We start from the raw sequence: 12,965 nt of genomic DNA, 5'->3' as shown, positions 1-12,965 counted from the left end.
TACTCCAAAAGGGGTCAGTCTCTTTTATTGACCGCACGCATCCTGTATGATGCACCCAGTCTAACCTTATCAACGCTGGTACTATTCCCGCACACATGACCCTTTTAGCGCTTGGTATTAACCATAAAACGGCACCTGTATCGCTGCGAGAACGCGTAACGTTTTCGCCGGATACGCTCGATCAGGCGCTGGACAGCCTGCAAGCGCTGCCAATGGTGCAGGGCGGGGTAGTGCTGTCGACGTGTAACCGCACAGAGATTTACCTCAGCGTGGAAGAGCAGGATAACCTGCGAGAAGCGCTGATTCGCTGGCTGTGCGAATACCATAACCTCAATGAAGAAGACCTACGTAATAGCCTGTACTGGCACCAGGACAACGACGCCGTCAGTCATTTGATGCGCGTTGCCAGTGGTCTGGATTCACTGGTGCTCGGTGAACCGCAAATTTTGGGGCAGGTGAAAAAAGCATTTGCGGATTCGCAAAAAGGCCACCAGAACGCCAGTGCGCTGGAGCGCATGTTCCAGAAATCATTCTCTGTTGCTAAACGTGTACGTACAGAAACTGACATCGGTGCCAGCGCCGTGTCGGTGGCGTTTGCCGCCTGTACTCTGGCGCGGCAGATATTTGAATCGCTCTCAACGGTAACCGTGCTGTTAGTCGGTGCGGGCGAAACCATCGAACTGGTAGCGCGACACTTGCGCGAGCATAAAGTGAAGAAGATGATCATCGCCAACCGTACGCGCGAGCGTGCGCAGGTGCTGGCGGATGAAGTCGGCGCCGAGGTGATTTCACTGAGTGATATCGACGCGCGTTTGCAGGATGCCGATATCATTATCAGTTCTACTGCCAGTCCGCTGCCGATTATCGGTAAAGGAATGGTGGAACGCGCGCTTAAAAACCGTCGCAATCAGCCTATGCTACTGGTGGATATCGCCGTACCGCGCGATGTCGAGCCGGAAGTGGGTAAATTGTCTAACGCCTATCTGTACAGCGTTGATGACCTGCAAAGCATCATTTCGCATAACCTGGCCCAGCGCAAAGCGGCGGCGGTGGAAGCCGAAACGATTGTGGAGCAGGAAGCCAGCGAGTTTATGGCCTGGCTACGCGCCCAGGGCGCAAGCGACACTATCCGCGAGTATCGCAGTCAGTCAGAACAGATCCGTGATGAACTGACCGCTAAAGCGTTGGCCGCTCTTCAGCAGGGCGGTGATGCGCAAGCCATTATGCAGGATTTGGCCTGGAAACTGACCAACCGCCTGATCCATGCACCAACCAAATCACTTCAACAGGCCGCCCGTGACGGGGATAGTGAACGCCTGAATATTCTGCGCGACAGCCTCGGGCTGGAGTAGCAGCACACCAATCTTATTTTTTACAGGGTGCATTTACGCCTATGAAGCCTTCTATCGTTGCCAAACTGGAAGCCCTGCATGAACGCCATGAAGAAGTTCAGGCGCTGCTCGGTGATGCGGGTACTATCGCAGATCAGGATCGCTTTCGTGCGCTGTCGCGCGAATATGCGCAATTAAGCGATGTCTCTCGCTGTTTTACGGACTGGCAACAGGTTCAGGAAGATATCGAGACGGCTCAGATGATGCTCGACGATCCTGAAATGCGTGAAATGGCGCAGGATGAACTGCGCGAAGCAAAAGAGAAATGCGAGCAGCTGGAACAGCATCTGCAGGTCCTGCTGTTACCTAAAGACCCCGATGACGAACGTAACGCCTTCCTCGAAGTGCGTGCGGGAACCGGTGGTGATGAAGCGGCGCTGTTTGCCGGCGATCTGTTCCGCATGTACAGCCGTTACGCTGAATCGCGTCGCTGGCGGGTAGAGATCATGAGCGCCAGCGAAGGCGAACATGGCGGGTTTAAAGAAGTTATTGCCAAGATTAGCGGCGAAGGCGTTTACGGGCGACTGAAATTTGAGTCCGGCGGCCATCGCGTGCAGCGCGTACCTGCGACGGAATCGCAGGGGCGTATTCATACTTCTGCCTGTACGGTCGCTGTCATGCCGGAACTGCCGGATGCCGAACTGCCGGACATCAACCCGGCCGATCTGCGTATTGATACCTTCCGTTCATCAGGCGCGGGCGGTCAGCACGTTAACACCACCGACTCCGCAATCCGTATTACCCACTTACCGACCGGTATCGTGGTGGAATGCCAGGACGAACGTTCACAGCATAAAAACAAAGCCAAAGCGATGTCGGTGCTGGGGGCGCGAATTCGTGCCGCCGAAGTGGCAAGACGTCAACAGGCAGAAGCCTCTGAACGTCGTAACCTGTTGGGCAGCGGCGATCGCAGCGATCGTAACCGCACCTATAACTTCCCGCAGGGTCGTGTGACCGATCACCGCATTAACCTGACACTCTACCGTCTGGATGAAGCGATGGAAGGCAAACTGGATATGCTGATTGAGCCGATTGTCCAGGAATACCAGGCCGACCAACTGGCGGCGTTGTCCGAGCAGGATTAATGGATTATCAGCACTGGCTGCGTGAAGCGATAAGCCAATTACAGGAAAGCGAAAGCCCGCGACGTGACGCCGAGATTTTACTCGAGTTTGTCACCGGTAAGGGGCGCACCTTTATTCTGGCGTTCGGCGAAACGGTGTTAACCGAGGCGCAGCGTCAACGGCTCGATACATTACTGGAACGCCGTCAGCGGGGTGAGCCGGTGGCACATCTGACCGGCGTGCGCGAGTTCTGGTCGCTGCCGCTGTTTGTCTCTCCGGCTACGCTTATTCCACGCCCGGATACTGAGTGTCTTGTTGAGCAGGCGCTGGCTCGTCTGCCTGCCTCTGCGTGTCGTATTCTCGATTTGGGAACCGGTACGGGCGCCATCGCGCTGGCGCTGGCAACTGAGCGTCCGGATTGTGCGGTGACCGCGGTTGACCGCATGCCCGATGCCGTGGCGCTGGCAACTCGCAACAAACAGCATCTGGCCATCGACAATGTTTGCGTGCTGCAAAGCGACTGGTTCAGCGCTTTGCAGGGGCAGCAGTTTGACATGATTGTCAGCAATCCGCCGTATATCGACGAACAGGACCCGCACCTGGCGCTTGGCGATGTACGTTTTGAGCCGCTATCGGCACTGGTGGCGGGCGAGCAGGGTATGGCGGATATCGTGCATATCATTGACCAGTCTCGACAAATGCTAACGCCCGGCGGCTATCTGTTGCTGGAGCACGGCTGGCAGCAGGGACAGGCAGTCCGCGACGCCTATACTCATGCTGGTTACCAGGCGGTTGAAACCTGCCGCGACTATGGCGGCAACGAGCGAATTACGCTTGGACGCATCCCATCATGAGTACCTTCAGCGTGTTACTCAACGTCCATCTCATCAGCATTGCGCTTTCTGTTGGTCTGTTAACGCTGCGTTTTTGGTGGCGTTACACCGACTCGCGCCTTGCCTGCGCGCGCTGGACGCGCATCGTGCCGCCGGTTGTCGATACCGTTTTATTACTCAGCGGCATAGCGTTAATGGTTAAAGCGCACATCCTGCCATTCACTGAGCACGGGACATGGCTGACTGAAAAGCTGTTTGGGGTTATCATTTACATCGTTTTGGGTTTTATTGCGCTCGATTATCGTCGGGCGCGCAGTCAGCAGGCGCGATTAGTCGCATTTCCGCTGGCGCTGGTGGTGCTGTACATCATCATTAAACTCGCCACCACAAAAATACCGTTACTGGGGTAAGCATGAGGTCGTTAGCTGATTTCGAATTTAATAAAGCGCCATTGTGTGATGGGATGATCCTGGCGTCGGAGTCTATCCGTCTGGATTTTCCAACACAAACTGTGTATGACGAACTGGAACGTCTGGTTAGTCTGGCGCAAGAAGAAATTAGCCAGCTCCTGTCTCAGGATGAGCAACTGGAAAAACTGCTGGCACTTTTTTACGGCGAATGGGGGTTTACGGATACCCACGGCGTCTATCGTCTTTCTGATGCATTATGGCTTGACCAGGTACTGAAAAATCGTCAGGGCAGCGCCGTATCTCTGGGCGCTATCTTGTTGTGGATTGCCAACCGACTGGAGCTACCGCTGGTGCCGGTGATTTTCCCGACACAACTCATCCTGCGTATTGAATCGCTCGATGGCGAAATGTGGCTAATCAATCCGTTCAATGGCGAAACGTTAAATGAGCACACGCTGGAAGTGTGGCTGAAAGGGAATATCAGCCCGGTCGCGGAACTGTTTAACGAAGACCTGGATGAGGCGGATAATGCAGAAGTAATCCGCAAGCTGCTCGACACGCTGAAATCATCGCTGATGGAAGAGCGGCAAATGGAGCTGGCGCTGCGTGCCAGCGAAGCACTATTACAGTTTAATCCTGAAGATCCGTATGAAATACGCGATCGTGGATTAATCTACGCGCAGCTTGAGTGTGAACACGTTGCGCTGACCGATTTAAGTTATTTCGTTGAGCAGTGTCCGGAAGACCCGATCAGCGAAATGATTCGTGCGCAGATTAATACTATTTCGCACAAGCAAATTGTATTGCATTGATTAATGACACTTTACCTACCGTTTAAGGCGATCCTATGAAACAAAAAGTGGTTAGCATTGGCGACATCAACGTGGCAAATGACCTGCCGTTCGTGCTGTTTGGCGGAATGAACGTGCTGGAATCCCGCGATCTGGCGATGCGCATTTGTGAGCACTACGTAACCGTTACTCAAAAGCTGGGTATCCCTTACGTGTTCAAAGCCTCCTTTGATAAAGCCAACCGTTCTTCCATCCACTCTTACCGTGGACCGGGCCTTGAAGAAGGGATGAAAATCTTCCAGGAACTGAAGCAGACTTTTGGCGTAAAAGTGATCACCGACGTTCACGAAGCCAGCCAGGCGCAGCCTGTTGCTGACGTGGTGGATGTGATTCAGCTGCCGGCATTCCTCGCGCGTCAGACCGATCTGGTGGAAGCGATGGCGAAAACCGGTGCCGTTATCAACGTGAAGAAACCGCAGTTCGTAAGCCCTGGCCAGATGGGCAATATTGTGGATAAATTCCATGAAGGTGGTAACGATAAAGTTATTCTGTGCGACCGTGGCGCGAACTTTGGTTATGACAACCTGGTTGTGGACATGCTGGGCTTCAGCGTGATGAAGAAAGTCTCCGGAAACTCACCAGTGATTTTTGACGTTACCCATGCGCTGCAATGCCGTGATCCGTTTGGCGCAGCAAGCGGCGGTCGTCGTGCGCAGGTTACCGAACTGGCTCGCGCCGGTATGGCGGTAGGTCTGGCAGGTCTGTTTATTGAAGCGCATCCGGATCCAGCCAATGCGAAATGCGATGGCCCATCCGCGCTGCCGCTGGCGAAACTGGAACAGTTCCTGACGCAGATTAAAGCGATTGATGACCTGGTGAAAAGCTTCGACGAGCTGGATACCGAGAACTAATTCATTTTGTGTGCCTGATAGAGCTTGCGCTTATCAGGTATACGAAAGGAAATAAGAAGCCGGACCCGACAAGTTATGTCGGTGTCCGGCTTTTTTCATCAGGCAAATATTGTCATCAGATAGGCGATAAACAGCGCCAGATGTGCCGCACCGTTAAGCACATTGGTGCGTCCGGTGGAGAAAGAGATATGGCACAGTACCAGTGAAGAAACCATCACAATCATCTCTGGCGCGCCCAGCGCAAACACCAAATCATTCCCGGTTGCCCATGCGATCAGCGTCACCACTGGTACGGTCAGTGAAATAGTGGCTAATACTGAACCGAAGAACAAATTCATCGCCCGCTGTACCTGATTGCTCAGAACCGCTTTCAGCGCGCCCAGCCCTTCAGGAGAGAGGATGAGTAACGCGACCAGGAAACCGGTAAAGGCCACTGGGGCATTCAGTTCAGTCAGCAATGTCTCCAGAGGGCTGGCGTTCATCTTAGTTACGGCGATAACGGCGATCAGATGAATGATAAGCCAGGCGGCGTGCCACATATTGCTGTGTGCTGACGGCTTACCGTGATGCGGGTCGTCATCGTCGCCTTCATCTTCATGCTCGTAAATGAACAGGCTTTGGTGCGTTTTGGTTTGGATTAGTAAAAATACGCCGTACATCGCTGCAGAAATTAACGCCACCAACAGCGCCTGCGCAGTGGTGAAATTAGCGCCCGGTAGAGCCATTGGGAACACCAGGACAATAATGGCCAGTGGGAACAGGGCAATTAAATACTGTTTAATACCAAACAGGTTCATATACTGAGTAGCAAATTTACGGCCACCCAACAGTAATGAAAAACCGACCAGACCGCCGGTGACGATCATAATGATTGAATACAGCGTGTCGCGCATGAGCGTAGGTGCAGCATCACCGGTCGCCATTAATGCGGAGATTAAGCTGACTTCGAGAATAACGACGGACAGACTGAGGATCAGTGACCCGTAGGGTTCGCCAAGTCGATGCGCTAATACATCCGCATGACGGACAACGCTGAATGCGCTGCTTAATATACCAATAAGGGCCAGCGCATTAATACCGATGACCACTGGTAGTGACTGACTGCTCCCCCAGAAGAACAGGACTACCAGCGCCAAAATCGGGAAGACGAGAGAGGTCTCCTTGTGGCGGGTTTTTACCGCCTCATGTACTTGTGTCATTGAACTAATTCTCCATCTCTGCAGGTATTTATAATTATAAAAGTATTAAAGAATGTAAAAAATAACAGATCTTTCGGTATTTCCGATCTAGTTTTACGTAATTTTACGGCATGGACCAATTTTTGCATCCAAGCGGATAAAATTGCATATCTTGTTTATAGAGTATTTAAATAACAAAGCATTAGATTTTAACGTCAACAAAAATTGCTGATACTACTGATACAAATGATAGTGCAGAGCTTAGCAACGCGAGAGGATATAAAGTGCCGTTGACGCTTTGTTGCCTTGCAAGCGAGCGGTGAATTGCCTATTGTCCAGCTATTGGTTTCAAAATGAGCAGTAAAAAAGCCCGGAAGGCGTCAAAAAAGTTGTCGCAGGGAAGCAGCAGTGGCGGAGGTGTAAGGTGTTAACGCGTGATTTTTTATTGAATGCCGACTGTAAGACGGCATTTGGTGCTATTGAAGAATCACTACTCTGGTCAGCGGAACAACGGGCAGCCTCACTGGCGGCCACGCTTGCTTGCCGACCCGATGATGGACCGGTGTGGATCTTCGGTTATGGATCGTTGATGTGGAATCCGGCCTTAGAGTTTGATGAGTCCTGTACCGGGACGTTAGTTGGCTGGCACCGTGCTTTTTGCCTGCGCCTGACGGCGGGGCGAGGAACGGCGGGTCAGCCAGGACGCATGTTGGCCTTGAAAGAGGGCGGACGCACCACCGGTGTAGCCTACCGCTTACCTAACGCATCGCTCGAACAAGAGCTTTCTTTACTGTGGAAGCGTGAAATGATCACCGGATGCTATCTGCCCACCTGGTGCCAGTTGGCGCTGGATGATGGTCGGACGGTGAACGCGCTGGTCTTTATTATGGATCCTCGCCACCCGCTGTTTGAGTCAGACACGCGCGCGCAGGTGATTGCGCCGCTTATCGCTGCGGCGAGCGGACCTTTAGGCACCAACGCCCAGTATTTGTTCTCGCTGGAACAAGAGCTGGTCAAGTTGGGGATGCAGGATGATTGTCTTAACGATCTGGTGATCTCGGTCAAACGATTGTTGGGAGAGAACCTGCCGGAAGGCGTTATGCGGCCAGGGTTTGCCTGAATCCAGCCGGGAACTGAATGCCCGAAAGCCAGGCGCTTTTCGGGCAATTAACGCTTAGGCTGCAATATAACTTATTGAATGCTCTAGCGACTGGCTGTGGCTGTCGATCAGCACATTCCAGATGCCGGTATAGGGCACGGTCAACCATGCGTTATCACGATCCTGCACGCTTAAGATGTCGGACTGCGTGTCTTTGACGTGATTTTTCTCGCTCATCAGATGGATGTGACAGCGCTCGGAACAGCGCACAACCACCGTATCGCCACCAAATAACTTTAAACTTGCCTTCACTAATGCCATTTTTCACCCCGTTCTTGAAAACAACGTACTTTCTGTCGAAAGTGCTGCGTGATGTTGTTCACATTTCACTCATTGCATAACACCAAAGGGGGAGCAACGGGATGCTGATTTTGATCAAAAAATGGCATAACGATTAAACAAAAGTGACAAAATCCCTCAAAAGGATTGAAAGGGCGTGCTAACGTTCAACGAAACCGCGCCCATCTACGATTAAATCCGGAAATTATCGACACTTTCAGTGTGCTTGCCTGAAAGCGGTGTATCAGAAGGTCAGCACTTTATCTGCAGCCAGCGTCCATTGAGCCAGTTCAACCAGCGTGCCGACGGCTACTCCGTCAATTAACGGCAGCGTGGTGATTCCACGGCCATCGGTGCAGGTTTTGCACAGTTTGACCGGCACATTTTGCGCCGTCAGAATCTCCAGCATTTGCTGAATATTGTATCCTTCCGCGGGTTTTTGACCACGCAATCCCGCGGTTACCGCGTCCGACATTAAAAACAAACGCAGATCGAGATCCCCTTCCTGCTCGCGCAAGGCGATAGCCAGACGTAGGCTGTTAAATAACGATTCGCTTCCATAGGCTGCACCGTTCGCGACGATCACTATCTTTTGCATTTTTACTCCTTTTGCTGCATGTGAGCGTTAAAAACTGACACGTATGTTACACCTATTTCTAGATGCCAGGATAATGCCGAAAAAGGAAGGAAGGGCTGAAAATCAATACTGAAGACGTTATGGTTTAAGATAAGTATGCCGCTGTGGCTAATAGATATAAGAAACCACTAACGATTTGAGCCGTATTATTTATTTATCTCTCGCTGTATTTGCACTCTTGCCGTTGGCAGGCGGTACTGCCAGCGCGCAATCGTCATTTATTCACCAGGCGGAAAACCCTTTCGATAACAATAGTGATGGCTTGCCCGATCTTGGTATGGCGCCGGAGTCGCGGGCAGGCGAAAAGCACTTTGCCGAAATGGTCAAAGCGTTTGGTGAAGCCAGCATGACCGATAACGGGCTTGATACAGGTGAACAGGCGAAGCAGTTTGCGTTTGGCCAGGTGCGCGACAGGGTCAGCGAACAGGTGAATCAGCAACTGGAATCCTGGCTCTCTCCCTGGGGAAACGCCAGCGTCGGGTTGCAGGTGGATAACGAAGGCAGCTTTACCGGGAGTCGGGGAAGTTGGTTTATCCCGTGGCAGGACAATCAACGTTATCTCACATGGAGCCAGTTGGGGCTGACGCAACAGGACGGAGGCCTGGTCAGTAATGCGGGGATTGGGCAGCGCTGGGTTCGTGACGGTTGGTTACTGGGTTACAACACCTTTTATGACAACCTGCTGGATGAGAATCTGCCTCGGGGAGGCGTGGGGGCAGAGGCGTGGGGTGAATACCTCCGTTTATCTGCTAATTACTATCAACCGTTGTCCTCCTGGCAGGATCGTTTTGCAACTCAAGAACAACGGATGGCCCGGGGATACGACCTGACCGCGCAAATGCGCATGCCGTTCTATCAACATCTCAATACCAGCGTCAGCGTGGAGCAGTATTTTGGTGACCAGGTGGATCTGTTTCATTCCGGAACCGGGTACCACAATCCTGTGGCGGTGAATCTGGGATTGAGCTATACGCCGGTGCCGCTGATCACCGTGACAGCACAGCATAAGCAGGGTGAAAATGGCGTCAGTCAGAATAACCTCGGATTAACGCTAAATTATCGTTTTGGTGTGCCGCTAAAAAAACAGCTGATGGTAAGCGAGGTGGCAAACAGTCGATCGCTGCGCGGCAGTCGTTATGACGATCCACAACGTAACAATCTGCCGACGCTGGAGTATCGCCAGCGTAAAACACTGTCGGTATTTTTGGCCACGCCACCCTGGGATCTCAAGCCTGGTGAGACGGTGGCGTTGAAGGTGCAGGTGCGTAGTTTGCATGGGATCCGTCGTCTGGCATGGCAGGGTGATACTCAGGCGTTGAGCTTAACGGCGGGCAGCAATAGCCGAAGCGCTCAGGGTTGGACGATTATTATGCCGAAGTGGGACAACAGAGAAGGTGCGACAAACCGCTGGCGGTTGTCTGTGGTGGTAGAAGATGAGCAGGGCCAGCGTGTCTCTTCCAATGAGATCACGCTATCACTGACCGAACCGTTTATTACCGTTTCGGAAAATGATCCTCGTTAACAATGACGCATGAGCGCGTTATCAGAAAATGCGTTCCTGGTGCACCCATACCGCGGCTTCAACGCGTGATTTGAGCTTCATTTTCTTCAGCATATGCTTCACGTGAACTTTTACTGTGCTTTCGGTGATGTCGAGGCGGCGGGCGATCATCTTATTAGGCAGACCCTGGGCGATGAGTTTAAGAATATCGCGTTCGCGCGGCGTCAGTTGAGTAACATCACGGTCGGACGTTGCGCGATTGGCGCGCAGGCTGGCGGCCAGAACCGGGGTTAAGGCTTCGCTCAGCACCATTTCACCAGCGGCAGCCTGCTGCAATGCTTTCAGTAAATCTTCCGGCTCCATATCTTTCAGCAGGTAACCGTCGGCACCACGCTTCAGTGCGGTAACCACATCTTCTTCATGATTGGATACGCTAAACACAACGATGCGGCCCGACAGTGATTTTTCACGCAGCTTATCGAGGGTTTCCAGACCGTTCATGCCGGGCATGTTGAGATCAAGCAGGATCAGATCAGGATCAAGGGATTCAGCCAGCTCGATACCCTGCTCACCATTGCTGGCTTCGCCGACAACGGTAATATCGGGCGCCATGCTGACAAGCTGTTTTACACCGGTTCTCAGCATCGGATGATCGTCGATCAACAGGATAGTTGCCGGTTCCAGATTACTCATGGGTATCTCCTTGGACTTCTGTGAAGTTTGTTTCGGGAATAAAAGTGACAGCAACTTCAGTACCGCCCGTCTCGCGACGGCGTACGCGGCAATCGCCGCGCAAGCTCTGCGCGCGGTCGCGCATTATTATCATGCCGTAGTGGTTACTGCGTTCGGCGTTTTCCGGTACGCCGCAGCCGTTATCTTGCACTGTCAGTTTGACCTGCTTGCCATTTTGCACCACCGTCACGACCACTTCATTGGCCTGAGAGTGTTTAAGTGCGTTGCTCAGGGCTTCGCGCGCAATTTGTAGCAGGTGAATCGCCTGATGCGAAGGGACCAGGCGTGGCGGTAGCTGGTAATCCAGCTTAACCGTAAATCCAAAACGGGCGCTGTACTCCTGACAGCTGGCTTCCAGCGCCGGTCGTAATCCAGGTTCCGTGAGCTGTAAACGGAAGGTGGTTAACAGTTCTCGTAGTTGTGCCCATGAAGCATTTAGCTCGTTACGAATCTGGCTGAGCAACTCGCGACAGTTATCTGAAAGCGCATCGCCCTGCATCTGTAAACAGCTAACCTGCATCTTCATACAAGAGAGCGATTGTGCAATGGAATCATGAAGTTCGCGCGCAATGGTGGCACGCTCTTCCATCACAATCAACTGCTGTTGACGCTCCTGATGCCTGTCGAGCGCAAGCGTTGCGGTCAGTTGCTCAACCAGAGTATCAACCAGCTGCTGCTGATCGTGGCTGAGATGGCGTCCGTTCGGCAAGGTGGCGAGCAGAATACCATACTGGGTATGCGCATCGGTCAGCCGCCACTTCAATGTAATCCCGCCGTCAATCGCGGGCAGCGTTCCGCGAGGACACAGATGGCAACCTTTCTCATCACAGCTGGCATTTGACTGACAGGTAAATTCCTGATGATTGTCTTCATCTTCCAGGTCGTAAACCCGGAGCTCAATATCATGCAGCAAGGTCAAATTTTGCAAACCATTCAGTACCGGAGAGAGGCGTTCGCACAACGGCACCTGAGAGTGCAGGCGGCGGTTAGCTTGCCACAGAAAAGAAAGAATCTGATTTTTGTGCTCCAGCCCCGCCGTTTTCTCCTGTACTCGCTGTTCCAGCACAGCGTAACTTTCGGCCAGTTCTTCCGACATATTATTTAGCGCCGAGCCCAGAGCCGCCATCTCATTACGACCGCTGATATGCGCGCGTTGGGTAAAATCACGCTGGCTGACGGCTCGCGCCATCGACAGCAGCTGTTTCCACGGCTCTAACAGGCGCACGCGCAGCCAGATAATGGTGAAAACCAGCAGCAATGCCATAAATACGGCCATCAGGCGATGCAGCAGGACGACGCGTTCAATGCGTAATTCGGTGGTATGGTCAAAGGCGGTGACCAATTTATCCAGTCCGCCCACAAAGCGCGTCACATCCTGCGCTACCGCATCAGGCGTTTGCGCATGCGCAAGTCCCGGCGCAAGTTCAGTGTGCCAGTAATCCTGTAATGCTTTTAACTGCGCCTGTTGTCCATCTCGCTTTGCGGCACGCGTCAACTCCGGGCTAAACGCCGTTTGCTCCATTTCATCCAGCAGCGGTTGATCGCTAGCGTCCAGCGGTACGGCTGCCAGCAGGCGATAACTCTGCATGCGCAGCGATCCCGCTTTGTTGATTGCATGGGCGCTACCCTGAACGCCCTGAACCAGCCAGCCGGAGACAGCCATACCCGCCACGCCGATGGCTGTGGACAATAAAACAATCAGCGCCACCTGGTTGACCAGCGTAAGCGGGGAGAGACAACGTTTAAACATGGTGACTTGTTCCTTCGGGTTTTCGTCGAACAGAAAACCTTATTGAATGACGATTCTGCTGCAGGCAGTGGCGTTATTCTCGGCGATACACTGGAGTATACCCATACCTCAAACGGGCTACCCCTTAATTGCCAGTGGAGGGAGAGATCCTGGGCGAGGGGGAGTAGGGTGCGACAGAAGCGTGAAAAACCACATCTTTTTTACCGAAGTTATGTACTCATTAAGGGTAATAATAAATTTTAGGCATGAATAATGACACCTTTTCCTTTGATTTATATCAACTTACCTCCAGCTGTAAACCCTAATGTTGCAGGCATCGAAACAAGTAT

The 12,965-nt window shown here is 52.6% G+C and carries 13 protein-coding genes; 8 read left to right on the top strand and 5 right to left on the bottom strand.

Annotation, left to right across the window (positions count from 1 at the left end):
* The first annotated feature begins 95 nt into the window (after nucleotides 1–95).
* From hemA to kdsA, 6 genes are read left to right on the top strand one after another with little or no spacing between them, the layout of a single operon-like run.
* The gene (gene hemA, locus C2U41_RS10495; protein WP_003020789.1) at nucleotides 96–1,352 is read left to right on the top strand and encodes a glutamyl-tRNA reductase; all 1,257 of its coding nucleotides are present in this window, start codon (nucleotides 96–98) and stop codon (nucleotides 1,350–1,352) included.
* 41 nt (nucleotides 1,353–1,393) lie between these two features.
* On the top strand, nucleotides 1,394–2,476 hold the full coding sequence (gene prfA / locus C2U41_RS10490; protein WP_003020786.1) for a peptide chain release factor 1: 1,083 nt from the start codon (nucleotides 1,394–1,396) through the stop codon (nucleotides 2,474–2,476).
* A complete protein-coding gene (gene prmC, locus C2U41_RS10485) occupies nucleotides 2,476–3,309 on the top strand; it encodes a peptide chain release factor N(5)-glutamine methyltransferase (protein WP_048232145.1) in 834 nt (277 codons plus the stop codon). Before prfA ends, prmC begins: the two co-directional genes overlap by 1 nt.
* Nucleotides 3,306–3,698, top strand: coding sequence for an invasion regulator SirB2 (sirB2, locus tag C2U41_RS10480; RefSeq protein WP_003020779.1), 393 nt, complete (start codon nucleotides 3,306–3,308; stop codon nucleotides 3,696–3,698). The genes prmC and sirB2 overlap by 4 nt, the downstream gene beginning before the upstream one ends.
* A 2-nt stretch (nucleotides 3,699–3,700) precedes the next feature.
* A complete protein-coding gene (sirB1, locus tag C2U41_RS10475; protein ID WP_003020775.1) occupies nucleotides 3,701–4,510 on the top strand; it encodes an invasion regulator SirB1 in 810 nt (269 codons plus the stop codon).
* 35 nt (nucleotides 4,511–4,545) lie between these two features.
* On the top strand, nucleotides 4,546–5,400 hold the full coding sequence (kdsA, locus tag C2U41_RS10470; RefSeq protein ID WP_003020772.1) for a 3-deoxy-8-phosphooctulonate synthase: 855 nt from the start codon (nucleotides 4,546–4,548) through the stop codon (nucleotides 5,398–5,400).
* A gap of 98 nt (nucleotides 5,401–5,498) precedes the next feature.
* Here the strand turns inward: kdsA and chaA are convergent, their stop codons facing one another.
* Nucleotides 5,499–6,599: a sodium-potassium/proton antiporter ChaA gene (chaA, locus tag C2U41_RS10465; protein ID WP_003020769.1), complete on the bottom strand. Its 1,101-nt coding sequence runs from the start codon at nucleotides 6,597–6,599 to the stop codon at nucleotides 5,499–5,501.
* A gap of 403 nt (nucleotides 6,600–7,002) precedes the next feature.
* On the opposite strand from chaA, the gene C2U41_RS10460 reads away from it, so the two are divergent.
* Entirely contained in the window at nucleotides 7,003–7,698 is a 696-nt protein-coding gene (locus tag C2U41_RS10460) for a gamma-glutamylcyclotransferase (RefSeq protein ID WP_016150353.1), read from the top strand.
* A gap of 54 nt (nucleotides 7,699–7,752) precedes the next feature.
* On the opposite strand, the gene C2U41_RS10455 is transcribed toward C2U41_RS10460, so the two are convergent.
* Together C2U41_RS10455 and C2U41_RS10450 are read right to left on the bottom strand one after the other, a co-directional pair.
* A complete protein-coding gene (locus tag C2U41_RS10455; RefSeq protein ID WP_003020763.1) occupies nucleotides 7,753–7,998 on the bottom strand; it encodes a DUF1883 domain-containing protein in 246 nt (81 codons plus the stop codon).
* Between the two features lie 262 nt (nucleotides 7,999–8,260).
* Nucleotides 8,261–8,614, bottom strand: a complete 354-nt coding sequence (locus tag C2U41_RS10450; RefSeq protein WP_003020761.1) for a DsrE/DsrF/TusD sulfur relay family protein — start codon at nucleotides 8,612–8,614, stop codon at nucleotides 8,261–8,263.
* Between the two features lie 175 nt (nucleotides 8,615–8,789).
* Between C2U41_RS10450 and C2U41_RS10445 the strand changes: the two genes are divergently transcribed.
* Nucleotides 8,790–10,175 carry a YchO/YchP family invasin gene (locus C2U41_RS10445; RefSeq protein ID WP_042270433.1) on the top strand — a complete coding sequence of 462 codons (1,386 nt, stop codon included), beginning with the start codon at nucleotides 8,790–8,792 and terminating at the stop codon, nucleotides 10,173–10,175.
* Nucleotides 10,176–10,196: 21 nt separating this feature from the next.
* Here C2U41_RS10445 and narL read toward each other — a convergent pair whose 3' ends face one another.
* Nucleotides 10,197–10,847 carry a two-component system response regulator NarL gene (narL, locus tag C2U41_RS10440; RefSeq protein ID WP_003020756.1) on the bottom strand — a complete coding sequence of 217 codons (651 nt, stop codon included), beginning with the start codon at nucleotides 10,845–10,847 and terminating at the stop codon, nucleotides 10,197–10,199.
* Nucleotides 10,840–12,636, bottom strand: coding sequence for a nitrate/nitrite two-component system sensor histidine kinase NarX (narX, locus tag C2U41_RS10435; RefSeq protein ID WP_003020754.1), 1,797 nt, complete (start codon nucleotides 12,634–12,636; stop codon nucleotides 10,840–10,842). Before narX ends, narL begins: the two co-directional genes overlap by 8 nt.
* Nucleotides 12,637–12,965 lie beyond the last annotated feature (329 nt).

It is taken from the genome of Citrobacter freundii complex sp. CFNIH4, from assembly GCF_002934505.1.
Lineage (GTDB): Bacteria > Pseudomonadota > Gammaproteobacteria > Enterobacterales > Enterobacteriaceae > Citrobacter > Citrobacter freundii.
Note: the sequence above shows the minus strand (reverse complement) of the source record. Positions and strands in the feature narration are given on the sequence as shown.

What these genes read in the sequence shown, in the direction of transcription:
- hemA (WP_003020789.1), top strand. Translation starts at nt 96, where the DNA reads ATGACCCTTTTAGCGCTTGGTATTAACCATAAAACGGCACCTGTATCG.
- prmC (WP_048232145.1), top strand. Translation starts at nt 2,476, where the DNA reads ATGGATTATCAGCACTGGCTGCGTGAAGCGATAAGCCAATTACAGGAA.
- chaA (WP_003020769.1), bottom strand. Translation starts at nt 6,599, where the DNA reads ATGACACAAGTACATGAGGCGGTAAAAACCCGCCACAAGGAGACCTCT.
- narL (WP_003020756.1), bottom strand. Translation starts at nt 10,847, where the DNA reads ATGAGTAATCTGGAACCGGCAACTATCCTGTTGATCGACGATCATCCG.
- sirB2 (WP_003020779.1), top strand. Translation starts at nt 3,306, where the DNA reads ATGAGTACCTTCAGCGTGTTACTCAACGTCCATCTCATCAGCATTGCG.
- narX (WP_003020754.1), bottom strand. Translation starts at nt 12,636, where the DNA reads ATGTTTAAACGTTGTCTCTCCCCGCTTACGCTGGTCAACCAGGTGGCG.
- prfA (WP_003020786.1), top strand. Translation starts at nt 1,394, where the DNA reads ATGAAGCCTTCTATCGTTGCCAAACTGGAAGCCCTGCATGAACGCCAT.
- C2U41_RS10455 (WP_003020763.1), bottom strand. Translation starts at nt 7,998, where the DNA reads ATGGCATTAGTGAAGGCAAGTTTAAAGTTATTTGGTGGCGATACGGTG.
- C2U41_RS10450 (WP_003020761.1), bottom strand. Translation starts at nt 8,614, where the DNA reads ATGCAAAAGATAGTGATCGTCGCGAACGGTGCAGCCTATGGAAGCGAA.
- kdsA (WP_003020772.1), top strand. Translation starts at nt 4,546, where the DNA reads ATGAAACAAAAAGTGGTTAGCATTGGCGACATCAACGTGGCAAATGAC.
- sirB1 (WP_003020775.1), top strand. Translation starts at nt 3,701, where the DNA reads ATGAGGTCGTTAGCTGATTTCGAATTTAATAAAGCGCCATTGTGTGAT.